The 25,145-nt window shown below is 38.6% G+C and carries 30 protein-coding genes; 27 read left to right on the top strand and 3 right to left on the bottom strand.

Translation table 11 applies throughout. The features are described from left to right. Positions 1-75: 75 nt before the first annotated feature. From QUE18_RS13270 to QUE18_RS13210, 13 genes are all read left to right on the top strand, one after another. Positions 76-936 (top strand): DUF1002 domain-containing protein, encoded by an 861-nt coding sequence (locus QUE18_RS13270; RefSeq protein WP_009204128.1) that lies wholly within the window; start codon positions 76-78, stop codon positions 934-936. Positions 937-1,008: 72 nt separating this feature from the next. Beyond that, on the top strand, positions 1,009-1,281 hold the full coding sequence (locus QUE18_RS13265) for a pro-sigmaK processing inhibitor BofA family protein (RefSeq protein ID WP_009204127.1): 273 nt from the start codon (positions 1,009-1,011) through the stop codon (positions 1,279-1,281). Between the two features lie 123 nt (positions 1,282-1,404). Then, positions 1,405-1,908, top strand: a complete 504-nt coding sequence (locus QUE18_RS13260; RefSeq protein WP_009204126.1) for an A24 family peptidase — start codon at positions 1,405-1,407, stop codon at positions 1,906-1,908. After that, positions 1,905-2,753, top strand: coding sequence for a hypothetical protein (locus QUE18_RS13255; RefSeq protein ID WP_009204125.1), 849 nt, complete (start codon positions 1,905-1,907; stop codon positions 2,751-2,753). The genes QUE18_RS13260 and QUE18_RS13255 overlap by 4 nt, the downstream gene beginning before the upstream one ends. After that, on the top strand, positions 2,750-3,982 hold the full coding sequence (locus QUE18_RS13250; protein ID WP_009204124.1) for a CpaF family protein: 1,233 nt from the start codon (positions 2,750-2,752) through the stop codon (positions 3,980-3,982). Before QUE18_RS13255 ends, QUE18_RS13250 begins: the two co-directional genes overlap by 4 nt. Further along, complete coding sequence (locus tag QUE18_RS13245; protein ID WP_009204123.1) at positions 3,921-4,679, top strand: type II secretion system F family protein; 759 nt, start codon at positions 3,921-3,923, stop codon at positions 4,677-4,679. Before QUE18_RS13250 ends, QUE18_RS13245 begins: the two co-directional genes overlap by 62 nt. Next, the gene (locus QUE18_RS13240; protein WP_009204122.1) at positions 4,669-6,006 is read left to right on the top strand and encodes a type II secretion system F family protein; all 1,338 of its coding nucleotides are present in this window, start codon (positions 4,669-4,671) and stop codon (positions 6,004-6,006) included. Before QUE18_RS13245 ends, QUE18_RS13240 begins: the two co-directional genes overlap by 11 nt. 20 nt (positions 6,007-6,026) lie before the next feature. Then, positions 6,027-6,200 (top strand): Flp1 family type IVb pilin, encoded by a 174-nt coding sequence (locus tag QUE18_RS13235; protein WP_009204121.1) that lies wholly within the window; start codon positions 6,027-6,029, stop codon positions 6,198-6,200. Next, positions 6,197-7,639: a DUF5702 domain-containing protein gene (locus tag QUE18_RS13230; RefSeq protein WP_009204120.1), complete on the top strand. Its 1,443-nt coding sequence runs from the start codon at positions 6,197-6,199 to the stop codon at positions 7,637-7,639. The genes QUE18_RS13235 and QUE18_RS13230 overlap by 4 nt, the downstream gene beginning before the upstream one ends. A gap of 40 nt (positions 7,640-7,679) precedes the next feature. Continuing rightward, positions 7,680-8,567 carry a TadE/TadG family type IV pilus assembly protein gene (locus tag QUE18_RS13225; RefSeq protein ID WP_242852738.1) on the top strand — a complete coding sequence of 296 codons (888 nt, stop codon included), beginning with the start codon at positions 7,680-7,682 and terminating at the stop codon, positions 8,565-8,567. Continuing rightward, positions 8,564-9,058 carry a hypothetical protein gene (locus tag QUE18_RS13220; protein WP_009204118.1) on the top strand — a complete coding sequence of 165 codons (495 nt, stop codon included), beginning with the start codon at positions 8,564-8,566 and terminating at the stop codon, positions 9,056-9,058. Before QUE18_RS13225 ends, QUE18_RS13220 begins: the two co-directional genes overlap by 4 nt. Further along, complete coding sequence (locus QUE18_RS13215; protein ID WP_009204117.1) at positions 9,033-10,319, top strand: DUF6382 domain-containing protein; 1,287 nt, start codon at positions 9,033-9,035, stop codon at positions 10,317-10,319. The genes QUE18_RS13220 and QUE18_RS13215 overlap by 26 nt, the downstream gene beginning before the upstream one ends. 46 nt (positions 10,320-10,365) lie before the next feature. Beyond that, entirely contained in the window at positions 10,366-11,349 is a 984-nt protein-coding gene (locus tag QUE18_RS13210; protein ID WP_009204116.1) for a rhomboid family intramembrane serine protease, read from the top strand. Here the strand turns inward: QUE18_RS13210 and QUE18_RS13205 are convergent. Further along, a complete protein-coding gene (locus QUE18_RS13205; RefSeq protein ID WP_009204115.1) occupies positions 11,279-11,998 on the bottom strand; it encodes a sensor histidine kinase in 720 nt (239 codons plus the stop codon). The two genes, QUE18_RS13210 and QUE18_RS13205, sit on opposite strands and share 71 nt — an antisense overlap. A 192-nt stretch (positions 11,999-12,190) precedes the next feature. Here QUE18_RS13205 and dnaX point away from each other — a divergent pair, with 192 nt between their 5' ends. The 14 genes from dnaX to QUE18_RS13135 all read left to right on the top strand — a co-directional run bounded on the left by dnaX (position 12,191) and on the right by QUE18_RS13135 (position 22,931). After that, on the top strand, positions 12,191-13,795 hold the full coding sequence (gene dnaX, locus QUE18_RS13200; RefSeq protein WP_009265207.1) for a DNA polymerase III subunit gamma/tau: 1,605 nt from the start codon (positions 12,191-12,193) through the stop codon (positions 13,793-13,795). Between the two features lie 40 nt (positions 13,796-13,835). Then, entirely contained in the window at positions 13,836-14,189 is a 354-nt protein-coding gene (locus tag QUE18_RS13195; protein ID WP_008393132.1) for a YbaB/EbfC family nucleoid-associated protein, read from the top strand. A gap of 15 nt (positions 14,190-14,204) precedes the next feature. After that, entirely contained in the window at positions 14,205-14,801 is a 597-nt protein-coding gene (gene recR, locus QUE18_RS13190; RefSeq protein ID WP_008393131.1) for a recombination mediator RecR, read from the top strand. A 404-nt stretch (positions 14,802-15,205) separates the two neighbouring features. Then, positions 15,206-15,622 carry an HIT family protein gene (locus tag QUE18_RS13185; RefSeq protein WP_008393130.1) on the top strand — a complete coding sequence of 139 codons (417 nt, stop codon included), beginning with the start codon at positions 15,206-15,208 and terminating at the stop codon, positions 15,620-15,622. A 9-nt stretch (positions 15,623-15,631) separates the two neighbouring features. After that, entirely contained in the window at positions 15,632-16,225 is a 594-nt protein-coding gene (locus tag QUE18_RS13180; protein ID WP_008393129.1) for a flavin reductase family protein, read from the top strand. Further along, complete coding sequence (locus tag QUE18_RS13175) at positions 16,209-16,712, top strand: shikimate kinase (RefSeq protein ID WP_008393128.1); 504 nt, start codon at positions 16,209-16,211, stop codon at positions 16,710-16,712. Before QUE18_RS13180 ends, QUE18_RS13175 begins: the two co-directional genes overlap by 17 nt. Before the next feature lie 98 nt (positions 16,713-16,810). Further along, positions 16,811-18,106 (top strand): UDP-N-acetylglucosamine 1-carboxyvinyltransferase, encoded by a 1,296-nt coding sequence (locus QUE18_RS13170; RefSeq protein WP_009204114.1) that lies wholly within the window; start codon positions 16,811-16,813, stop codon positions 18,104-18,106. Between the two features lie 16 nt (positions 18,107-18,122). Then, the gene (locus QUE18_RS13165; RefSeq protein ID WP_009204113.1) at positions 18,123-18,761 is read left to right on the top strand and encodes a phosphate-starvation-inducible PsiE family protein; all 639 of its coding nucleotides are present in this window, start codon (positions 18,123-18,125) and stop codon (positions 18,759-18,761) included. A 76-nt stretch (positions 18,762-18,837) separates the two neighbouring features. Next, positions 18,838-20,019 (top strand): methionine adenosyltransferase, encoded by a 1,182-nt coding sequence (gene metK / locus QUE18_RS13160; protein ID WP_008393125.1) that lies wholly within the window; start codon positions 18,838-18,840, stop codon positions 20,017-20,019. A gap of 38 nt (positions 20,020-20,057) precedes the next feature. Next, entirely contained in the window at positions 20,058-21,605 is a 1,548-nt protein-coding gene (guaA, locus tag QUE18_RS13155) for a glutamine-hydrolyzing GMP synthase (RefSeq protein WP_009204112.1), read from the top strand. Between the two features lie 425 nt (positions 21,606-22,030). Next, positions 22,031-22,258 (top strand): hypothetical protein, encoded by a 228-nt coding sequence (locus QUE18_RS13150; protein WP_008705329.1) that lies wholly within the window; start codon positions 22,031-22,033, stop codon positions 22,256-22,258. After that, complete coding sequence (locus QUE18_RS13145; protein ID WP_008393122.1) at positions 22,251-22,469, top strand: hypothetical protein; 219 nt, start codon at positions 22,251-22,253, stop codon at positions 22,467-22,469. Before QUE18_RS13150 ends, QUE18_RS13145 begins: the two co-directional genes overlap by 8 nt. Next, on the top strand, positions 22,466-22,720 hold the full coding sequence (locus QUE18_RS13140; RefSeq protein ID WP_243873004.1) for a helix-turn-helix domain-containing protein: 255 nt from the start codon (positions 22,466-22,468) through the stop codon (positions 22,718-22,720). The genes QUE18_RS13145 and QUE18_RS13140 overlap by 4 nt, the downstream gene beginning before the upstream one ends. Continuing rightward, a complete protein-coding gene (locus QUE18_RS13135) occupies positions 22,605-22,931 on the top strand; it encodes an SdpI family protein (RefSeq protein ID WP_244091134.1) in 327 nt (108 codons plus the stop codon). Before QUE18_RS13140 ends, QUE18_RS13135 begins: the two co-directional genes overlap by 116 nt. A gap of 138 nt (positions 22,932-23,069) precedes the next feature. Here QUE18_RS13135 and QUE18_RS13130 read toward each other — a convergent pair whose 3' ends face one another. Next, positions 23,070-24,365: a tyrosine-type recombinase/integrase gene (locus QUE18_RS13130; RefSeq protein ID WP_009203552.1), complete on the bottom strand. Its 1,296-nt coding sequence runs from the start codon at positions 24,363-24,365 to the stop codon at positions 23,070-23,072. A gap of 86 nt (positions 24,366-24,451) precedes the next feature. Then, complete coding sequence (locus QUE18_RS13125) at positions 24,452-25,081, bottom strand: helix-turn-helix domain-containing protein (protein ID WP_003505395.1); 630 nt, start codon at positions 25,079-25,081, stop codon at positions 24,452-24,454. Positions 25,082-25,145 lie beyond the last annotated feature (64 nt).

Below are 25,145 nucleotides of genomic sequence, written 5' to 3'. Positions count from 1 at the left end.
TGATTTTGGTCTATTGAAAGTCAGATTCGTTTTTGCTATGATGAAAGAAATTAATAAGCAGGAGGAAAAGGATTTATGAGAAAGTTTATTGGAAAATTCCTTGCAGCAGGACTTTGTGTCGCAATGGTATTATCATCTGTAACTGTCAAAGCAGACAGCGTTGATCAGAAATATCTGGCACTTGGAGCTGACTTAACAGCTTCCCAGAAAAAGAAAGTGTTAGAACTTCTGGATTTAGATGATAATAGCGACTATAAAGTTATTACTGTAACAAATAAAGATGAACATGAATATTTGGACAGCTATCTATCAAGCAGAGTGATCGGAACAAGAGCATTATCTTCTGTGACTGTAGAACAGAAAGATGATGGAAATGGAGTGAATGTCACAACACAGAATATCTCTTACTGCACATCTGGAATGTATCGAAATGCTCTGATTACAGCAGGCATCAAGAATGCCGATGTAAAAGTAGCTGGTCCATTTAAGATTTCTGGAACAGCAGCATTGGTTGGCGTTATGAAAGCCTACGAAGAAATGACAGGAAAGAAGATTCCAGAAAAGAGCAAAGATGCAGCGACAGACGAGTTGATCACAACGGGAGAAGTTGCGGAAAATATCGGTTCTGACGATGCAGAGAAACTGATCGCAGATGTCAAACAGAAAGTTGCAAAAGATAATCTGTCATCTCCATCTGAGATCAAACAGGCGATTGAAGAGTCTGCAAAAGATTTAAATATCAATCTTTCTGATGCAGACCGAGCGAAGATACAGAGTCTGATGGATAAGATTTCAGGACTTGATCTGAATGTGTCTCAATTAAAATCTCAAGCAAAAGATTTATATGATAAGCTTGGAGGAAGTCAGGGAATCTTTGATAAGATCGCAGCTTTCTTCCAGTCTATTTTCAGCTGGCTGTCTAATTTATTTTCATAAAAGCTTAGGAGCATATAAGAAACGAATATCTCTCCTTATGTAACATAAGATTACATAAGGAGGGATTTTTTTATGGGACAAAATGAAATGATCTTTTACATAGTGGCAGCGGGATGTATGATCTGTCTGATGATCGGAATTGTAAAGAAACCGGCATATTTGCTAGTGCTTTTGCTGCGGGGAGCTTTTTGTGCGATGATCGTATATGGAATCAGCATTGTTTGTATGCGGAAAGGAATCACAGCACCAGTCAATCTTAATATCTTGTCCATTGGAACAGGTGCACTGTTGGGGCTTCCAGGAATTATTGTGTTGTATGCGGCAGCGGTGTTTTTATTGCAGTAATAATGTGATGTAAAGTGCGCTAGTAAAATACTGGATTTTGTATTTCTGTAAAATAATAGAAAAAATACTAGACAAATACTGTAAATAGATGTAAAATAATGGAACATAAAGGAAGGAGGAAAGATGAAGATATGGATTCTATTATTTTTGATCATGGCAGCAATTTATGATTACAGAGATTTCAAGATCCCGAATAAGCTCAATGGGGCGGGAGCGTTAATCACGCTGGTTCTTGCAGGAGTTTCTGGGATGAAGGCAGCAGATATGATGATCGGAGTTTTGGTTGTGCTGATCAGCTGTGGATTATTATTCTATATTGGATGCCTTGGCGGTGGAGATGTGAAGCTGCTGATGGTATGTGCAATATCTATTGGACGGGCAATGCCCCGGTTTCTGATTTTGTCATTTATATGTAACGGTATTTATGCCGTGATCTTTTTATGGAAGAGGAAGAACTTCCATCTGCGATTATTTCGCTTATTTCAATATGTAACACAATGTAAGGATAACAAGAGATTATTGATGTACGAGACAGAGAATGGGGATCTTATGAAAGATGGAATGATACATTTTTCATTTGGGATCCTTGCAGCGTACATGATCTGCCTGTTAGGAGGTGGACTATGAAGGATATTTCAATCGGTATTTATCACAAAGACCATCAGTATGGAAAACGGCTGATGGAATACTTAAATCACCAGAAAGATTTCCCGATGACGGCATCATTTACGTCGGATGAGGAGATGTTTTTTAAACAGGAACAAGAGGGAGATTTTGAATGCCTGGTACTGGCAGAAGAGACGGATTATCATGGAGATTTTCCGGTTTGCCGAATTGGAGCAAATGAATCTATGGGTGGGATGTATTGCCAGAGTGCAAAAGAGATCGCAGCGGGAATCTATCATTGCCTGAATGTAAGTCCTCAGATTGAAAATGAACGGATTTTTGGAGTATATTCTCCGATTTCAAGACTGGAGATATCGGCATTTGCAAGGAATATGGCAGCTTCGAATGGGTGGATTTATTTTGGAATGCAACCATATGGACACTTTGAAGAAGATGAGACAGATGACCTTTTGTTGTTTTATATCAAAGAACACAAAGAAGATATTGTACTATATTTTATGGAACATCAGAAGAAGTTTGATGGTTGTGTAGGATTTGCGGGAGCTTCATGTTATCTGGATTATCGAGAATTATCTATGCAGGATTATGAGTGGTTTTTGGAGAAATTAAGAGAAACAGGAATTTGTATTATTTTTGATATTGGCATCGCATCACCGCCAGATCTTAAGTTCTTTGGGTTATTTGATCGGATTTTTCTCCCTCTTATGCGGCAAGATCTGGGGTGTATGGAATATAAGAAGTTTCAAAAACAGATGAGAAAACATGGAGTATGGAAATTGACAAACTGGGAAGAAGTGATGCTTGAGAGCTGGAAGAACAAAGGAGGAAGGGGGCAGTGGCCTTGAAGGAATTGCTGAAACAAAGAGTAATGGAGAAATTGAATTTTTCACAGGAGATTTCTGACGAACATTTAAAAGGTGTGATTCAGGAAGAGATCATGAAAATATCAGAAGAATATCCGTTGCTTTTGTCTGACAAGATTCGCTTGAATCAGGAAGTTTTTTATGCTCTTCGAAGATTGGATATTCTGCAAGATCTGTTAGAAGATGATTCTGTGACGGAGATCATGATCAATGGCTATAAAAATATTTTTATTGAGCGGCAAGGAAAACTGCACCGATATCCTGGGCATTTTTCGGATAATGAAAAATTATATCAGGTAATTCAGCAGGTTGCATCAGGAGCGAACCGTATGGTGAATGAACGAAATCCAATTGTGGATGCGAGACTTAACGATGGTTCGAGAGTAAATATCATTTTGCCGCCGATATCGATCGATGGGGCAACGATGACAATCCGAAAGTTTGCAAAGGAACCGATGACATTAGCATGGCTTTGTGAACGGGAAGCATTTTCGGAAGAAATTGCGAAGTTTTTGAAGATTCTTGTAAGGGCGCGCTATAACATTTTTATCTCGGGGGGAACAGGCAGTGGAAAGACGACGTTGCTCAATGGAATGTCAAATTGTATCCCGAAAGATGAGAGGATCATAACAATTGAGGATTCCGCAGAATTGAAACTTAATGGGATTGATAATCTGGTCCGGTTAGAGATGAGGAATGCGAATGCAGCGGGGGAAAATCAGGTCGATATGAAAGAACTGATCAAAGCGGCATTACGTTCACGGCCAGACCGGATCATCGTCGGAGAAGTGCGAGGCGAAGAAGCCTTGTCTATGTTAAATGCAATGAATACAGGCCACGATGGAAGCATCTCGACAGGACATGCGAACAGCTGTAAAGATATGCTTAAGCGAATCGAAACGATGGTCTTGATGGGAGTCGATATGCCAGTAGAGGCGATCCGTGGGCAGATGGCATCTGCAATCGATGTGATCATTCATCTTGGAAGAAGCTTTGACGGAAGTCGAAAACTGATGGAGATTTCAGAGATTACTGGTATGGCGGCGAGTCAGGTAGCATTACATCCGTTGTTTGAGATGAATGAAGATGATGAACTTACAATGAGATCAGAATTATGTGATCAGAAGAAGTTAAAGGAGTATGGTCAGTATGAAGCATATCGGAAACTTATGGAATCTTTTAAAGCAAGAGATCAGCCTGTGGAAATATGAGAAGCAAGAGTTGGTTAAGGGAATTTGCTATATCGTGATGATCGCATGGCTGTTTTTTGACCGAATTGCATTTGCGATTCTTTTGATTCCATATTTGTTTGTTTTTATGAAACAACAAAGAATTCATAAGATGCATCGGGAGAAGGAAAAGCTGCGAAAGGAATTCCGTGAAATGATGATTTCTATTGGAAATAGTTTATCTGCAGGATACTCTATTGAAAATGCATTGAAAACAGCAAAAAATGATCTGGAGATGTATGAAGAACACAGTTTGTTGGCAAAAGAACTTCAATTGTTGATAAACAAGCTCAAAATGAACGAACCTGTGGATAATCTGCTTTTTGATATGGCGGAACATGTAGGTCTGGAAGAATTTTATCAGTTTGCACAGGTCATATCAATTGCGAAAAAAAGTGGTGGGAATCTGATTGAGATCACGGAAAATACGATAGAACATTTAAGTCAGGCAATCCAGACAAAAGAAGAGATTCACACGATGATCGCGGCAAAACAAATGGAGAAAAAGATCATGTCTGTCATGCCATATTTTATTCTCCTTTATGTAAGGATTTCAAATCCTGGATATTTCGACATACTGTATGAGAGTTTTGCCGGAGTTTTAGTCGCAGTGATTTCTCTTTTATGTCTGTGGATCGCAGATATATGGGCAGAGAGGGTGACTGAGATTGAAATTTAAGTTTCAATGGATTAATAAGATCGTGGAAAAACTTCCAGAAGAACTCAAAGAAAAAAGAAAAGCAGAGATAGGATCCTGTTTCATAGGAACAAAGAAACAATTAGATGAGAAAGTAAGGAAGAGTCTGTATGAACAGGTGAAGATCATAAGCGTGGCGACTATTATTTTTCTTATCGTTCTTTTTCTGACCATAATCTTTTATTTCAGTCAGGATCGTAGAATTCTGATCACGAGAGATGAAACGGGCGGCGAAGTTACAGAGCAACAGATTCGTATTAAAACAAAAAGCGATGATGATATTTACACCTTGGAGATTCATCCAAAAGGATATACAAAAGCCCAGATCACGCAGGCATTTGACAGAGGAGAAGCTTATTTAAGGAAACATCTTGTGGCGAAAAACAAATCATTAAATGAAGTGGAACGAAATCTTGAAATGCCAGTAAAGATACCTGGGGAAAATATTGCGGTACAATGGCAGAGTGATGATCCTACAGTCATCGATGAAGAAGGCAATGTGTTTTCGAAGAATGTCAAAAAAGACTATCTGTTGAATCTTAATGCAAGGATGGAATGTCAAGGAGAAGTAAGGATCTTAAAGATTCCTGTCTGTGTAGTTCCTGGGAATTCAGGGAAAAAGGTATCAGAAAAACAAAAGATCATTGCAGATCTTAAGAAATTGGAAGAAAAACATATTACGAAGGAACAGTTTTATCTTCCAGATGTGATCCGGCAGGGCAGACTTTTACCTGCGGAAAATGAAAGTCAGATTCCTGCAATTTTATTTCTTGGGATTGCAGTGATCATATTTTTCTGGTATCACGAAAATGAAAAATATAAGGAACAAAGAATACAGACATTGGAACAATCTATGGTGGAGTATCCACAGATCATAGAACATCTGATTTTATTTCTGGGGACAGGAATGAGTGTGGTGGCTGCATTGGAAGCAGTAGCGACGGAATACGAGAAAGAACAAAGAAGAGGAAACAAAAAAGAAATCTTCGTATATGAACAGATCAAAAAAACATGCAGACAGATTTCATTTGGAGTTCCACAGACAAAAGCATTTGGTGAGATGGGCAAAAAGATTGGGTTGTCTTCTTATCAAAAATTATCTGTTCTGCTCGTACAGAGTATTACAAGAGGTTCAACGGATCTGTTTCTAAGGTTAAAAGAAGAGGAAGAAGGAGCTTTTTTTGAGAAAAAAGAACATGCAAAAAGGAAAGGAGAACAAGCAAGCACAAAACTGCTCGCACCGATGATGGTAATGTTGGTTGTTATTTTAGTATTATTGATGTTTCCAGCACTATCTACATTTTCATAAAAGGTCAGGGGGTAAAACATATGAAAAATTTTCTAAAGCATTTTTTTAAAGATGAATCAGGAATGGGTGTTGTTGAGGTGATTTTGATCATTGTAGTTTTGATCGGACTCGTCATTATTTTCCAGACGCAGATCAAGAAAGTCGTTGATAGCATTTTTAAAACGATCACTAGTAAAACAGGACAAGTCAAATGATCCGGGATGAGCAAGGTAGTATGAGTGCATTTCTTGCAATGTTATTTCTTGTTTTTTTACTGTTGATCAGCGTATGTGTGGAAGGAATCTATATGTATACAGCGAGGGGAAAGGCGATGGGTATTTATATGTCTGGGCTTTCTCATACAAAAGGAAATTATCAGAAAGAGCTTGCGGATATGTATCATATTTATGCGATGGATCCAAGATATCACAAGAAGATCGAAACAGATTTTTCAGACCGCATGAAAGAAAGTCTGGATCAGAATGGAGATCCTTTTCGCTTTCAAACAGGAAGTACAAAAATTTCAGATATACTTGATCTGTCAGCACAAAAAGGAGAAGTTTTAAAATATCAGATTCGGCAGCAGATGCAATATGAAGCAGCAGGGGATATTTTGAAAAACTTGACCAAAAAGATCAAGGCTGGAGAAGACCAGAAAAATGAGCTCTCAGGAATTAAGGATCAGATTCAAAAAGAGGAAGAAGAAGCAGAAGAAACGGAAAATGAAAAAACACTAACATCAGAACCAGTAAAAAAAGATCCGAGAAAAGGATTTATGAAATTGTTAAAAGAAGGCTCGGTCCCATTGATCATGGGAGAGAAAAAAGTGTCAGATCTTCCAATTAATATTGTCTATGGCAAAAAAGACACAACAAAGCAGAGTGCATGGAATTTTATGAACCGAAAAGATGTGGAAAAAGAATTAGATGAATTCGAAAAAACAGCATCAACGGATTCCTTTGCAAGTGAATTACCGGTAGTTTTATATGCAACAAAATATTTTCATTTTCTGACAGATACAACAAAAAAAGACGGGATTAAATATGAGATTGAATACTTGATCGCAGGGAAAGATTCGGAAAAAGAGAATCTTGGAATGGTTTTCTGGAGGATGATCGCACTTAGATTTGTGATGAATGCAGCTTGTGTATATCAAGATCCGGCCAAAGAAAAAGAAGCAGCATTGTTAGCAGCGTCAATTCTTGGAGTTACAGGATTTCCACCAGCAGTTGCGGTTGCAAAGAACCTGTTATTACTAGCACTTGCTTATGGGGAATCAGTGATCGATGTAAGAAATCTTGCAGATGGTAAAAAAATCCCAGCAGTAAAAACATCTGCAGACTGGCAGCTTTCTTTTGCAGGACTGGCAACGTTAAATTGCAAGAGAAAACCTGTGAAACAGGGAATGGCGTACGAGGATTATTTGTTATTACTGTTGATATCACAAAAAGATAAACGTCAAAAATATTTCCGAATGATGGATCTGATGGAACAAAATATCCGAAGAAAAGTGTCAGATTTTAAATTGGATCAATGCATTTCTTCTTACAAGATCACGCAGAATCTGAAGTTGAAAAAACTCGGATTTGGTGGAATGATCTTGCCATTCGCAACATATACAGATCTTAAAATGTATCGATATGTAACGTATTAAAATTTAAATGATCAAAATGAAAGAAAGGGGGCAGAGAAAGATGTTCTCTTGTCAAAAACATTTCTCAAAAGTGAATCCGGTTCAAAATGATAACAATAACAACAAGATCGTCGTAAAAAAATCCAAGAGAGCATCTTCCTCTGCCTCAAATCTTTCTGGAAATGAGGAAGGTGCAATGACATTGGAAGCGAGTCTGATCGTCCCCATTTTTTTGATCGTTCTTTTGATGCTTACAAGTGCAGGAGAGATTTTGATGATCCACCAACAGATTTCTCATGGTGCTTGTGAGGCGGCAAAGAGGGCTGCAGTTAATGAATATCGCGTCAGGCAGAAGAAAAAATCTGGAAGTGACTTATCAGGGTTTAGTGCCAAGGCAGCTTTTCTTGCAGCGGTAAACCGTAAGTTTTTAGACCATTCGGCTTTGATCGGAGGAAGTGCAGGAGCGGCAGCGGCGTGTAGACTGACATTGATCTCTAAAGGGGAATATATCGTATCTGTGCGTTATTATATTCGCAAAACAATGCCGTTTTTATCAACCCATACAGTATCCTATGAGCAAAGTGTAAGGCAAAAATCCATGACAGGATATGTACCAGACGGAGATGAATTAAAAAAAGGCTATGTCTATATCACACCGCATGAAGCGGTGTACCATAAAGATCTCTCCTGTACACATCTGTCATTGGATATTTCTGTTGACGAAGATGTAGAAAAATACAGAAACAAGCGGACACAATACAAGCCATGTGATAAATGCACCAAGCATGAAAAAGGTGATTTTTCCTGTGTATATATCGCAAAAGAAGGGGAATCTTATCACACGGATCTTGGCTGCAGCGGGTTAAAAAGAACAGTCAAACAAGTAGATCTAAGTACATTAAAGGGGATGAGGCCATGCACGAGATGCGCAAAACAGGGGGATACATGACAGTTGAAATCAGTGCGCTGCTTCCGATCATTTTGATGGTGCTATGGATGTTTTTTAGCTATCTGTTTTATTTTATGAATTGTGGGATCGCACAAGGAATTATGGGAGAAGCAGTGCAGAAAGCGGCAGATGTTAAAATTACAGGGGCAGAGTATGATACGGGAAAGTTATCGTATCAGAAAGTAAATCAAAAGCTGATCACTGGAAATGTGATATCGTCAAACAAGTCAGGAAATACAAAAGCTGAAAAAGAGATGAAAGAACAATTGCAAAGGCATCTGTTTATGGCAGAAGTCAGTTCGGTTAGAGTATCGACAACACCGCTTAGAGTTTCAGCAAAAATAAAGACAAGATCAGCAGTTGTGGCAGGTGATTTCTTAAGTATGTTTGGAATCTGTTTGTTTGAATATGAAGGAAATGATCAGGCACAGGGAGATTTTGAGATCGATCAGATCAGGAGGTGGAATGCACTTGAAGGAGCAATGGATTAGAGAAGGTTTTTCCAGTTATTATGTTGTTAAAAAAGAACAGAAATTAACATATGAAAAAAATATTCTTTACAATCATACACTTCCGTGTCTTCTGCCATGTGAATTCCGGATCGAAGATGGAGAAGAATATTATTATTATGAAACAGGTATTTACACAAAGTTAAAAGACAGGATTTCTATGTTAGAACCGAAATTGTTTTTTGCGTATCTTTTGGAAGTTTTTGAACAGGTAGCTTCCTATCTGTTAGAGCTGGATCATTTAAAATTAGATTTGGAATCTATGTTTCTGGATAAAGAAGACCGGCCAGTTCTTTGTTATCTGCCTGAATATGAAAAAAAGATTGATGAGCAGCTTCGTGACTTTATAGAAGAATGTATCGAGTATATTTCTGGAGATGATAAAAAGAGGGTTCGTTTTTATTATGAATTTCACAGCTTTCTTATTAAAGAAAAACCGAATATGGAGCAGATGAAGGATTATCTGGAAGTTCGGTCAGAGAAAATGAATGGTGAAATTTTAAGAGAAAAAATAAAAAATGAAGAATCAAAATTAGCACAAAATATGCAGGAGAATCTATCGGATCTTATAAGAGATGAGAAAGATTCTCCTGAAAAAGATGAAATCAAAATTTATGAAAAAACACCGAAAAGAATTTTAATTCTGATCGGGAAAATAATAAGTGTTGTTGGTTGTTTTTGCAGCATATTGGGAATTGTTTATTTTGTATTAAAAATATTTGAATATGGATTTTATTATTTGTTTTTGATCGGATCACTAGTTTCGATCGCAGGTCTTGGTGTCAGTGTGTATGGATGTTATAAATTGTGGAAAAAGAACAAAAATCCAAAAACCTTTGTGGATTCTTGGCAGAAAACAGAAAATGCTGCAGAATTATTGGACGAGAAAACAATTCTGTTAGAGGATGAGGATGACAGGACGGTTCTTTTACTGGAAGAACCGATTGGAAGACTGGTTCCGAAGAATCCAGAACAAAAAGAAATTGTATTAGATGACGATGGATTTGTCATTGGAAGTTCCGCACAAGGAACAGATCATCAATTAGAAGGAACCGGGATCAGTCGGAGACATATAAGATTTTATAAAGAAGATGGAAATGTATGTTGTGAAGATCTCGATTCGACAAATGGTATAAAGATCAATGGTGTAAAATTAAATGGGAAAAAGAATAAAAAAGCAGTATTAAAAGAAGGAGATTGCATAAAGATCGGACTTGAGGAGTTTTATTTTAAACAAGACTAGCCTCTGTGTTATAATAGTAGATACATAAATCAAAGCGGAGGAAATTATGTATCAGAAAATCATAGAATTGTTAAGGATTCATGGATATATGAAAAATGATACCGAAACAGGGCCATGTTATGTAAAGAATATCAATGGAAGAAATAAATGTGTGTTCGTGATATTTGATAAGAACCCGGATGGAAGTAGTATTTTAGAAGAAGATCTATATCATTTGGAAGACCATGCAAGGCAGCTGTTTGGTATGGATTGTGCTGTGTTGACGCTTATCTTGTCGCAGGATGATAAACCAGTATTTCTTGATCCAAAGGATCAGTTCGATGATCTGTATGGACCATTATCCATAGTATTAGCACAGAATGAGGCAAGTCAAGCAGGGCAAGGATTGGAAATAGAAGTGAAAGATAATAAAAGTGTCAAGGATTTCTGGAGATCGCTCTATCAATATAAAGCGACTCTTCTGATCTTTACAGCTAATTTGATCTGTTTTATTCTGACAGAAACTTATGGAGACAAGATCTATGATTCATTTGCCTGTAATGCATATAGGATAAAGAAACTGCATGAATATTATAGACTATTTACGTCAAATTATCTGCATTTTGGATGGGATCATTTCTTTAATAATATGGCAGTTTTCTTGCTCCTTGGATCTTCTTTGGAGAAAGTGATCGGAAGTGTGCGGTATGTCATTCTTTATACCGGAGCAGGCATTGCCGGAAGTATCATTTCTGTAGCATATTACAGCATGATAGGGCAAGATGTGTTGTCGGCAGGAGCTTCTGGTGCGATATTTGGATTAGTCGGTGCTCTTGCAGCAATATTTTTATTCTGCAAAGAACAACGACAGAGATTCGATGGATTTGGAATCTTTCTAATGATCGCAGGAAGCCTGTATCATGGATTCCAGAGTGGAACAACCGACAATGCAGCTCATATCGGAGGATGTATTGCTGGATTTATTTTGTCAATGCTTCTGTACGTGTTGGGCAGTTTAATTGCTGCTCATAAGCAGGGAAGATCAGTGTGAAAGTTGTTCCCTGATTCGGTGCAGAATCAATATGGATCTTAATATGAAGATCGCGAGCAATATTTTGTACAACGGATAATCCAATTCCGTTTCCGCCGGGATGGAAGGATACACCACGGTAGAAAGCTCTCGATTGCTGTTCTGTGGTCATTCCGATTCCAGTATCGGATAAATTTAATACAATATGTCCCTGTTCTTTGCTTAAGTGGACTGTAATATGTGTAATATAAGGAGATCGGCAGGTCTCCTTTTTTTGTTGGATCGCTTTGACGGCATTGGAGATCAGATTATGAAATAACTGAAAAAGTTTTGATCTTGCACCGTAAACGTAAAAAGCGGTTCCGGGGTCTGCCTGAATAAAGAAGCGAATCTGTTCTTTATGGAGATAATAAGACCAGGAAGAACGGATTTCACTGATCACGCTGATCAGGTCGAGTGGTTCCATGGCGGCAGAAGATTCTTCTGCTGGTGCCAGAAACTGATGAATGAAATCAAATAAAGAAGAAAAATCATCTTTCATACGGTTCCAATGGTCATTTCTGGTAAGTGTATCATATGTTTTTTCAATGCACTGAATCTGTCCGTAGATGAGAGTCAGAGAATTGTTTATCTCATGTGAAAACGTAGAAAGTTCTTGTAAATCGTTCATTGTTGGCTCCTCTTGTAATTAAATTTCCTCTTTTATTATCGGAAAAAATAAGATTAAGGGCAAGAAAAAGCGTTCAAAAAAGTTCGATGTTTTCTGTCAAAAAACAATCATTGAAAAAGGATAGATACTCATGGTAAAATATAATGAAGTATGGCTATATGTCATATTTCAAAATAGAAGGGGGCATATGATATGTCTTACATGGCTTTATATAGAAAGTTCCGGCCAACACGTTTCAGTGAAGTAAAAGGTCAGGATCATATTGTGAAGACGCTTGAGAATCAGATGAGGACTGGGCGGATTGGTCATGCATATCTGTTTTGTGGGACAAGAGGTACTGGTAAGACAACAGTAGCCAAGATCCTTGCGAAAGCAGTAAACTGCGAACATCCAGTCGATGGGGAACCATGTGGAGAATGTGAAGTTTGCAAAGCAATCGCAGAAGGAAGTTCCATGAATGTGATCGAGATCGATGCAGCATCCAATAATGGTGTTGATAATATCCGAGAGATCAAGGAACAGGTACAGTATTCACCTGCAACAGGAAAGTACAAAGTTTATATCATCGACGAGGTGCATATGTTGTCTATAGGTGCTTTTAATGCATTGTTAAAGACACTGGAAGAGCCGCCAGAATATGTTATATTTATTCTTGCGACAACAGAAGTTCACAAGATACCGATCACGATCTTATCCAGATGTCAGAGATATGATTTTCATCGTATCACGGCAGCAACGATCAAGAAGCAGCTATCAGATCTGATGGAACAAGAACATGTTGATACAGAAGATAAGGCGTTGGAATATGTGGCACGAATGGCAGACGGTTCCATGCGTGATGCGTTGAGTTTGCTGGATCAGTGTATTGCATTTTATCTCGGTGAGAAATTAACATATGATAATGTTCTGGAGGTGCTGGGAACTGTTGATATTCAAGTGTACAGTGATCTGTTGGATATGATTCTTTCGCAGGATATCAATGGCGTGATGGATCTTCTGGAAGATGTGGCGAGACAGGGAAGAGAATGGTCACAATTTATTACAGATTTCCTATGGTATTTAAGGAATCTGCTCTTAGTTGGTCAAGGAAATGCTGCAGAGGAGGCATTGGAAGTATCAACAGATCAGTTGAAATTGCTGCAGGAGAAAGCACAGCAGGTGGAAGAAAACACACTGATCCGTTACATCAGAATCTTATCCGAATTGTTAGAGCGTATACGTTATGCGACATCCAAGAGAGTCCTTGTGGAAGTTGAGATGATGAAGATGTGCAGGCCACAGATGGAAGCAGACACAAACAGTCTGGCCGACAGGGTGAGACAGTTAGAACAGCAGTTAGAACAGTTGCTACAGTCAGGAATCCCAGTACAGCAGGCGGCACAAGCAGGACAAAATCAAATAGCACTGCAACAGGAAGTAAAATCAGAACAAGATCCTGTCGAACAGTTAAATGAGAAGTTTCCACCAGCAAAAGTTGAGGAACTTATAGAACTTGTGAATCACTGGAGAGATGTCAAACGCAATCTGTCACCACAGATGAAGTATTGTTTACAGAGAGCAACACTTTCGGTCAACGAAGAAGGAACTGCGTTAAGAGTACTGTTCCCAAAAGAAATGAACGTGGAAAGTGGATATTTCTTAGAGGAACCAGAGCGTATTGAACAGCTTAAGCAGGAATTATCAAGACAGTCTGGCAGAGATGTCGAACTGGAAGTTAGTGTGATGAATACAGATAATGATGACAGTGATATGATCAATTTAGACTGCATTCATATGGATGTAAAAATAGAAGATTAAAATGAAACTTATAAAAATGAATTTTCAGGAGGAATGAACAATGGCAAAAAGAAGTGGTGGATTTCCAGGTATGGGTGGAAATATGAATCAGCTGATGAAACAGGCACAGAAGATGCAGAAACAGATGGAGGAAACAACAAAAGCGTTAGAAGAATCCACATATGAAGCAACAGCAGGCGGTGGAGTCGTAAAAGTTGTTGTATCTGGTAAAAAAGAAGTAGTTTCTGTACATTTAGAAGAAGAAGTTGTAGATCCAGATGACGTTGAAATGTTAGAAGATCTGATCGTAGCTGCTACAAATGAAGCACTTCGTAAGATGGAAGAAGATTCTCAGGAGAAGATGGGAAAAGTCACTGGTGGATTAGGAGGAATGGGTGGAGGATTCCCATTCTAGATAGAGTGAGAGACTATGGATTATTACAGTAATCAGATCACACAGTTGATCGAAGAACTTGGGAAACTCCCCGGAATTGGACCTAAATCCGCAGGAAGACTGGCATTTCACATTATCAATATGCCACAGGATCAGGTGCAGAAATTGTCAGATACGATCATTTCCGCAAAGACTAATGTACATTATTGCAAAGAATGTTGTACACTGACAGACAATGAGATCTGTCCGATCTGTGCGAGTGACAAACGTGATCACAGCACGATCATGGTCGTTGAGAACACGAGGGACTTAATGGCGTATGAGAAGACAGGAAAATACGAAGGTGTCTATCATGTTTTACATGGAGCAATTTCTCCGATGCTTGGAATTGGTCCAGATGATATTCGTCTGAAAGAGCTGATGGCGAGACTGCAGGGAGATGTCAAAGAATTGATCATAGCAACAAACTCCAGTCTGGAAGGTGAGACAACAGCGATGTATATCAGCAAACTTGTCAAACCAACAGGCATCAAAGTCAGTAAGATCGCAAGCGGAGTTCCGGTTGGAGGAGATCTGGAATATATAGATGAAGTAACGTTACTTCGGGCATTAGAAGGACGTACCGAAATATAAAAATAAAAAAGAAGCTTTGGCTAAAGAAAAATGTTGATCAACGACATAAAACTTAAGTCAAGGCTTCTTTTTACATTATATAATCATAAAACAAAAAGAAAGAACCGACTAGCTAGGTCGGTTCTCTCTTTTAAAACAATAAGGAGAGGATTTTCATCCTCAAGAGGGGTAGGATTTGAAAGTATTAACTACTTTACGATTTTTATTATCACATAAAAATGTGTCCAAATTGTGAACAAAATACACATTTTTTGTGAAAATGGAATAATATGATATAAGTGTCAAAAGCATAATTGATCAGAGGTCTTTTCTTGAAAAACAATAGTAAATGGGATAAAATACATCTAAACAGAGTAATATGTAAACTCTCAAAATAAGAACACACAGGAAGGAAGATATATAATATGAAGAAAGAAGATTGTATTTTTTGTAAGATCGCAGGTGGAGAGATTCCATCAAACACAATTTATGAAAACTCTGAGTTTAAAGTGATCATGGATATTGCACCAGCATCCAAAGGGCATGTACTGATCATTCCGAAAGAACATTTTAAAGATATCTATGAGATTGATGCGATCACAGCAGGAAAATTATTCCAGTTAGCAACAGTTGTTGCGAGAGCATTAAAAGAAGTGCTTCACTGTGATGGATTAAATGTTTTACAGAACAACGGACTGATCGCAGGTCAGACAGTATATCATTTCCATATGCATTTGATCCCAAGATATGAAGGGGATGACGTGACGATCGGATGGAAAGAACATTCCACAGAAGATATCGATATGGAACAATTAAGACAGGATATTAAAAAGGCACTCTAGGAGAGAAATATGGCAAAAACTTCATGGAAACCTGGAAATATGATCTATCCTTTGCCAGCAGTTATGGTGACTTGCAGAGATAAAGGTCAGGATAACATCATTACGATCGCATGGACAGGGACGATCTGTACGAATCCGCCAATGACGTACATTTCTGTCCGCCCAGAGAGACATTCTTATGAAATGATCAAGAATAGTGGAGAATTTGTGATCAACCTGACAACAAAACAGTTAACAAGAGCAACGGATTTCTGCGGAGTACGTTCAGGAAGAGATGTTGATAAATTCAAAGAAGCAAGATTGACAAAAGAAGAAGCACAGGTTGTGGATGCACCGATCATCGCAGAAAGTCCGGTAAATATCGAATGTAAAGTAGAGAAGATCGTACCACTTGGCTCACATCATATGTTTATGGCGAAAGTTGTCAATATTATGGTGGATGATGATTATATGGAAGACAACGGACGCTTTGCACTGGAAAAAACGAATCCGTTGATCTATTCACATGGCGGATATTATGAAACAGGAAAGAAATTAGGAACCTTTGGCTACTCAGTAAGAAAGAAAAAGAAAAGGAAGAAACCAAATGGCAGAAAAAAATAATAACTACATATTGATCGGGATGCCAGGTTCTGGAAAGAGTACGATCGGAGTACTTCTTGCCAAAGCCTTGGGTTATGATTTTGTGGACACAGATCTTGTGATTCAGCAAAAAGGAGGTGGTTTGCTAAAAGAGATCATCGCAAGAATCGGGAATGACGGATTCAAACAATTGGAAGAAGACGTCAATGCTTCGATCGATGTAAATAAATCCGTGATCGCACCTGGAGGAAGTGCTGTTTACAGTGATAAAGCAATGAGACATTTTAAAGAAATCGGGACTATAATTTATTTAAAACTAGATTACCAGACAGTAAAACGCCGCCTTGGGAACCTCAAAGCAAGGGGGGTAGTACTAGAAAAAGGTCAGACATTACGTGACCTGTATAATGAAAGAATTCCATATTATGAAAAATACGCAGATATCACAGTAAAACTGGATAAATTATCCATCGGGAACTCCTTAGAAAAAGTGTTGGAAAACCTCTAATAGTATGCTATAATATAATCTGTATGATTTTAAATAATTACCGAAAGATAGAAATTAGGTTTAATAATATAGATAGATAGAGATAATTGAGGTGTATCATGGAACAGTATATCATTAAAGGTGGTAACCCATTAGTAGGAGAAGTAGTAATTGGCGGTGCGAAGAATGCAGCACTGCCTGTTTTAGCTGCGGCAGTAATGACAGACGGAAAATGTATGATAGATAATATGCCAGATGTAAGAGATATCAATGTTTTACTTCAGGCGATGCAGGAAATTGGAGCAGATGTAGACAGAACAGGAAAACACGAAGTAACGATCAGCGGAAAAGGAATTCATCCAGAGTGTGATGTAGACAATGAATTCATCCGTAAGATCAGAGCTTCTTACTATTTGATCGGTGCTTTACTTGGTAAATACAAGAGAGCAAGAGTTGCACTTCCAGGTGGATGTGAGATCGGAAGCCGTCCGATCGACCAGCATATCAAAGGATTTAAGATGCTGGGAGCCCAGATTGAGATTGAGAATGGTATGATCAGTGCAACAGCAGAGGAATTAAAGGGAGCCCATATTTACATGGACGTTGTTTCTGTAGGAGCGACGATCAATGTTATGATGGCAGCATCGCTTGCTAAGGGAAATACGATCATCGAGAATGCAGCAAAAGAGCCACATGTCGTTGATGTAGCGAATTTCTTAAACAGTATGGGAGCAAAAATTCGTGGAGCAGGAACTGATGTCATCCGTATCAAGGGTGTTGAGAAGTTTGGAGATTGTCAGTACTCCATTATTCCAGACCAGATCGAAGCTGGAACATTTATGACAGCAGCAGTCGCAACAAAGGGTGACATTATGATCAAGAATGTTATTCCAAAGCATTTAGAAGCAATTTCTGCAAAATTAATCGAAATTGGAGCAGAAGTTGTAGAATTCGATGACGCAGTACGTGTATCAGCGACAAAACGTCTGGAATCTACAAACATTAAGACATTACCATATCCTGGATTCCCAACGGATATGCAGCCACAGATGGCGGTAACACTTGCATTATCCAATGGAACAAGTGTGATTTCAGAGAGTATTTTTGAAAATCGTTTTCGCTATGTGGATGAACTGACAAAGATGGGAGCAACCATTCAGGTCGATGGAAGAACTGCGATCATCAGCGGAGTTGAGGGATTTACAGGAGCTGATGTACACGCCCCAGACTTAAGAGCTGGAGCAGCCCTTGTCATTGCAGGATTATCTGCAAAAGGATTTACAACCGTCAGCGATATTGGATATATTTATCGTGGATACGAACAGTTTGAACAGAAGCTTAAACAATTGGGTGGAGAGATTCAGCTGGTTAACAATGAAAAAGAAGTTGCAAAGTTTAAGTTAAAGATAGGATAAAAGGAGAATTGCCTGAATGAGACAATACCTGAAAAACGAAGTGTTCAAAGTATCCAAGTGGGTAGAATTATTTATATCAGCGATCATTATGATCGCAGTCATCGGAGGAACAATCTATCTGGTAAAAGATGTGGTACAATTAATGATGAATTACCCAACATCCAGAGATATTTATAAATTTGTTGGTGTAGCGTTTAATCTCGTCATTTGTATCGAGTTTGTAAAGATGCTTTGTAAACATACCCCAGATACGTTAGTAGAAGTTATGATGTTTGCCATTGCAAGGCAGATGATCGTGGAACATACGAGCCCACAGCAGAATCTTATAGTAGTTTTAGCGATCGCGATTTTATTTGCGATCAAGAAATTCTTTTTTGGAAAGTTTGATGATATAGATAAGACAGTATTTTTGCCAACTCAGAGAATTTCAAGTGTCAATGAACTGGTTCATGTGGAAATTCCAAAAGAAACACAGCATCAGACATTGGGAGAATTACTTGAGAAACGAATTGGAACAGAGAGTGGGAATTTTCAGGTAGGTCAGTGTTGTTTCTTTGAAGGAGGAGCACTTCGTGTTGCCAAGGTAAAGAATGGTAAGATAACACAGATCGAAGTTATCCGGAGTAAGAATGCACCGGTTGTGTTAAAGAGGTAAATAAAGGCCCGGAATCCTTCGGGTCTTTTCATGATATTTTACAAATAACAGATATATTTTAAGAAAGGATAATAGAATGGATAAAGTATTATTCACATCAGAGTCCGTGACAGAAGGACATCCAGATAAAATCTGTGATCAGATTTCTGATGCAATCTTAGATGCACTTTTAGAACAGGATCCAATGAGCCGTGTTGCATGTGAGACTTGCACAACAACAGGAATTGTTATGGTCATGGGAGAAATATCTACAAAAGCATATGTAGATATTCAGAAAATTGTCCGCGATACTGTTCGTGAGATTGGATATACAAGAGGTAAATATGGATTTGACGCTGATACATGCGGTGTTATTACAACAATCGATGAACAGTCCAGTGACATTGCCATGGGTGTAGACAAAGCACTAGAAGCAAAAGAGAATAACATGACAGATGAAGAGATCGACGCAATTGGAGCCGGAGATCAGGGAATGATGTTTGGATTTGCTACTAATGAAACAGAAGAGTACATGCCATACCCAATCTCTCTTGCACATAAGCTTTCAAGACAGTTAACAAAAGTGAGAAAAGATGGAACATTGTCATATTTAAGACCAGATGGTAAAACACAGGTAACTGTAGAATATGATGATGGAAAACCAAGTCGTCTTGATGCAGTTGTGTTATCTACACAGCATGATCCAGATATCACTCAGGAGCAGATTCATGAAGATATCAAACGTGAAGTATTTGATAAGATCCTTCCAGCAGATATGGTTGATGATGAAACAAAATTCTTCATTAACCCAACAGGAAGATTCGTGATCGGTGGACCACACGGAGATGCAGGGTTAACAGGAAGAAAGATCATCGTAGATACATACGGTGGATACGCACGCCATGGTGGTGGAGCTTTCTCTGGAAAGGACTGTACAAAAGTAGACCGTTCTGCAGCTTACGCAGCACGTTATGTAGCGAAGAACATTGTAGCAGCCGGATTAGCTGACAAATGTGAGATTCAGTTATCTTATGCGATCGGTGTAGCAGAGCCAACATCTATCATGGTTGATACATTTGGAACAGGAAAGAAATCCAATCAGGAATTGGTAGACCTGATTCGTAAACATTTTGATCTGCGTCCAGCGGGAATCATCAAGATGTTAGATTTAAGAAGACCAATCTATAAACAGACAGCAGCATATGGACATTTCGGAAGAAATGACCTTGATCTTCCTTGGGAGAGACTTGACAAAGTTGATCTGTTAAAAGGTGAATAAAACGAAACACATCACTAGGCAACTCAGGAGGAAATCGAGTGAAAAATGAATTAGTGATCGTCATCGATTTTGGTGGTCAGTATAATCAGTTAGTTGCACGCCGCGTTCGCGAGTGCAATGTATACTGCGAGATTTATTCTTACAAGATCGGTATCGATAAAATCAAAGAAATGAATCCAAAGGGAATCATCTTAACAGGTGGACCAAACAGTTGTTACGAACCAGATTCCCCAACATACAGCAAGGAATTATTCGAACTTGGAATTCCAGTTTTAGGATTATGTTATGGAGCACAGCTGATGCAGCATGTCCTTGGAGGAAAAGTAGAGAAAGCCGAAGTCAGCGAATATGGTAAAACAGAAGTGCTGATCGACAAGAAAGATTCCAAGTTATTTGAAAATGTATCAGAAAAAACAATCTGTTGGATGAGCCATACAGACTACATCTCACAGGTAGCTCCAGGATTTGAAATTTCTGCACATACAGCAGATTGTCCAGTTGCAACAGCTGAGAATGCAGATAAATCTTTATATGCGATCCAGTTCCATCCAGAAGTACTTCATACAGTCGAAGGAAAGACAATGCTTTCCAACTTCGTATTAGGAGTCTGCGGATGTGCAGGAGATTGGAAGATGGATGCTTTCGTAGAAAGCACAATTAAAGAAATCCGCGAGAAAGTCGGAGATGGAAAAGTATTACTTGCCTTATCAGGAGGAGTAGATTCATCCGTAGCAGCCGGATTATTATCAAGAGCCATTGGAAAACAGTTAACATGTGTATTCGTCGACCACGGATTATTACGTAAAGACGAAGGAGACGAGGTAGAAGGCGTATTTGGAGAAAATGGACAGTTTGATCTAAACTTTATCCGTGTCAATGCACAGCAGAGATACTATGACAAATTAAAAGGAGTCACAGAACCTGAAGCAAAACGTAAGATCATCGGAGAAGAATTCATCAGAATCTTCGAAGAAGAAGCAAAGAAGATTGGTGCAGTAGACTTCTTAGCACAGGGAACGATCTATCCAGACGTCGTAGAAAGCGGATTAGGTGGAGAATCAGCAGTCATCAAATCCCACCACAACGTAGGAGGATTGCCAGACTTCGTAGATTTCAAAGAAATCATCGAACCATTACGTGACCTGTTCAAAGACGAAGTAAGACAGGCAGGACTACAGTTAGGAATCCCAGAAAGACTCGTATTCCGCCAGCCATTCCCAGGACCAGGACTAGGAATTCGAATCATCGGAGAAGTCACAGAAGAAAAAGTAAAAATCGTTCAGGACGCAGACGCGATCTACAGAGAAGAAATCGCCAAAGCCGGATTAGACAGAGAAATCAACCAGTATTTTGCAGCATTAACTAATATGCGAAGTGTTGGAGTAATGGGAGATTTTAGAACATATGATTATGCAGTAGCATTAAGAGCTGTTAAGACAATCGACTTTATGACAGCAGAAGCATCTGAGATTCCTTATGAAGTATTGAATAAGGTAATGAACAGGATTATTAATGAGGTTAAGGGAGTTAACAGAGTAATGTATGATTTAACTTCTAAGCCACCTGGAACTATTGAGTTTGAGTAGCTTGAAAAATCGCGGAAAAGCCCATAAATAAAGGCTTTGCGGGATGTCGAAAGACCAAATGGAGTGCAAATGGAGTTTAAAAATTATTTTTTTCTCTTGTTTATATTCCAGATTCACCTGCAAATTTCGTGAAATCAGTTATTCTCATAAAATAAAATTAGAGTAAATATGAAGAACAGTTTGTTTTGATTGAAGTGATTTTCGTCAAGGCAGACTGTTTTTTTGTTGCCTGCATTTAGAAAACAGATACCACAGAAAGGTTCTTTATTTTCGATGAGCTTAAACTCCATGACACAGTAATCACACTGATGGAGAATTAAAAAACAAGAAAATTTGATAAATTTCGGAAAATGATGTCCGATTTTGTATCTGCCAGTACAGAGTATATGAAGAGATAAATATTCAAAACACAGGAGGTACTGATTATGCAGAACAAATTATTTTTAAAGGCAGCCGATATATGTGAACTTCTGGAAGTAAAACAGACATCGGCTTATGAGATCATCGGAAATCTGAACAAGGAACTGGAAGAACAGGGCTACCTGACGCTTAGAGGAAAAGTTCCGACAAAGTATTTTGTGAAGCGTTTCTACGGTGTGGAAGATACTTGTGAGATTCCACAGGAAGAGGGAAAGGAATGGTTTCATGCGTAAGAGAAAAATGTATTTATCAGTGGAAGACATTGCAGAACTCTTTGGATTATCAGTTTCGTTTGCTTACCGGGTGGTGGAAAGAATGAATGCCGATCTGGCAAGCAAGAACTATTATGTGATTCTCGGTCGGGTGCCAACCCGCTATGTAGAGGACAAGATCTATGGTCTGGAACACGTTGAGCAGTATTTGAAGGAGGATAAAGCGGTATGAGTATGATGCAGGAAAAAATGTATATGGATGTGGATGATGTGTGTGCAATTCTTGGAGTTTCAAAAACTTATGCATATAGTCTTAATGGGGTTTTGGATTTTTATGTTGATTATGGATTTACTTCTTCCATTTACGATGATTGGTTTTGGAAGATATTTTATGAAAAAGGCTCCAAAGGAAATAAATTCAGTATTTGGATATCGGACTTCGATGTCTATGAAGAACAAAGACACATGGGAATTTGCTCATAAATATTGTGGTAAAGTTTGGTATGTCTGTGGAATGGTTATGTTGCCGATAACAGTAATATTCATGCTTTTAGTAATTGGAAAAAATGAAGATTGTGTTGGGAGTATAGGAGGAATTATCTGTGGTGTTCAACTTATTCCTTTAATTGGATCTATTCTCCCAACAGAAATAGCATTAAAAAAGAATTTTGATAAGAATGGAACAAGACGATAAATTCAAGTTTGCCGAAATATCTTTCTAACTTTCCCCATTTTACAGGCTTTCCAGCCTATTCATTAGTGAAATGATATGTATTTTCCCTTATTTTTGCCCTTATGAGATAATCGTAAGGGAAATAAGGGAAAGTTTTATTTAGTCGTTGCCTGCCACTTTATCAAGTAGTCTTGCAGATTCACGCTTGGCTTTTCTTGTAGAGTGTGCATAGACATTCATGGTGGTACTGACATCTGAGTGTCCTAACAGTTCCTGTACATCTTTTGGTGCTGCTCCATTTGCCAGAAGGTTGCTTGTGTAGGTGTGCCGCAGCTGGTGAAAATGAAATCCTTCAAATCCATCCAGTTTCTGAGCAATCTTCCTGCAAACAATTCCTAACGTGCTTGGCAGTTCCAGACTTCCATCCGGTCTTAAGCAGACAAAGGATATTTCCTTATAATCCTCTGGAACGTTCTCTGTTCCGTCCAGATGATAGAACTCATAGTAAACTCTGTTTTTGTCCTTTACTTCTCTGTAGTAGTTTTTGTGGTAAAGTTCTCCGTACTGCATTCGGTTTTTAAGCTGTTCCTTTCGGGCATTGCGAAGAATCTCAGTCAGCGTATCTCCAAAATCAACAATCCTTACTTTCCTCCTCTTGGTCGGTCCGATGATATTCTTATGCCTTGAACCATCATAGCGGATACTGCGTCTGATTGTAAGGCACTGTTCTTCAAGATTTACATCCTGCCATGCCAGACCACAGGCTTCACCGATACGAAGTCCTGAATAATAAGCTATCTGGATTGGAAGAATTGCCGGTGGATTGTAATCCTGTAGAAATTCAATCAGTCTTTCATAATCCTCTCGTGGAATTGGCTGTATATCACCATCCATGTCATCATCAGAAAACAGGTCAACCTCATCCGTCTGGTATTTCAACTTAATATACTGCATCGGATTGAAAGTGATATATTGCTTTGGTGATACTGCAAATCGGAATGACTGCTGTAATACTGCCGAGAAAGAACGAATGTAATCTTTGCTGTAACCTTTTCTTTCTGAACCATCGGGATAAGTACCACCAAAGGAAAGCAGATCGAAGAAGGCTTGTAAATGCTCAGATGTTACATTTTTGAGCTTTCTTTCTGAAATTGGATGTTTCTTGATATTGGTAATAGCACCGAGGTAATTCTGGACTGTCCCATTACTGAGAGTACCGGTCTTTAATTCTTCCTCTGCCCATATATCAAGTAATTCTCCAACTGTAATATTTTCCGACTTTGCAATGAATTTCTTGCTTTCGTAATCGTCCATTGCCTGACGGAGCAGTTTTTCTGTTTCACTCTTGCTTTCTGTTCCAGCGTATTCTTTCTGAACCAGATTGCCGCTTGCATCTTCTACATAGAAGCGGTAGTACCATTTCTTTCCTTTTTTTCTTACAGATCCTTTTGCCATAATCGTGTGTCTCCTTTCGATATTAGACAATCGGAACTGATGAAATGCTTCTTGCGTGTAAGTATATCATAACTCCGGTTGTCGTTCTATACCGAATCGGAATCCTCATACAAAACTTCTGATAAAAGATTTTCAAGCCTTTGTTCTGCCATTTCTGGTTTCTTGGAATAGAGCCTTACAATATCTGCCATGTCATTAAAGGCATTAACAGTATGGGTGATCTCCCGGAGAAACATAATCTCGTTATATTCATCATTCGATTCAAACCCCATTACCTTTGCAATATCCGCTTCATTCGTGTTACCCTTGTAATTCTTGCAGGCAAACTGGAATGATTCCAGAAACAGGTTATATTGCTTTAACATTAACAGCAGTAAATCTTTTGAAAAAGCATCTTCCTTTTTACTAAGGTCGAGAGGTAACTGTTTGAGAATATCGCCCATTGCATCACGAATCTGTAATTCTTTCTTATCCGTAATATCGGTTTCGTATTCATCGGTTTCACCTCTGAGCCATTCAATAGATACATGAAGTGCTTCCGAAAGACCTTCCAACACCATCTTTTTGGTATTGTCAATCGAACCATTCTCATAACGCAGGATTGTGGAAGCTGTAACTCCCATCTTCTCTGCAACATAAGGCTGTGTCAGATTTAATTCCAGACGACGCTGTTTTGCCCTGCTGCCTATCAGCTTGCGTAGTTCTTTATCTTTCATGCTGATTGCCTCCTTTTTCGGTATGTATGAATTATAGCATGTACCTCACATAATTGCAATATGC

The organism is Anaerostipes hadrus ATCC 29173 = JCM 17467 (assembly GCF_030296915.1).
Lineage (GTDB): Bacteria > Bacillota > Clostridia > Lachnospirales > Lachnospiraceae > Anaerostipes > Anaerostipes hadrus.
The sequence above is the reverse complement of the archived record's forward strand: the minus strand, read 5'-3'. Positions and strand labels throughout refer to the sequence as shown.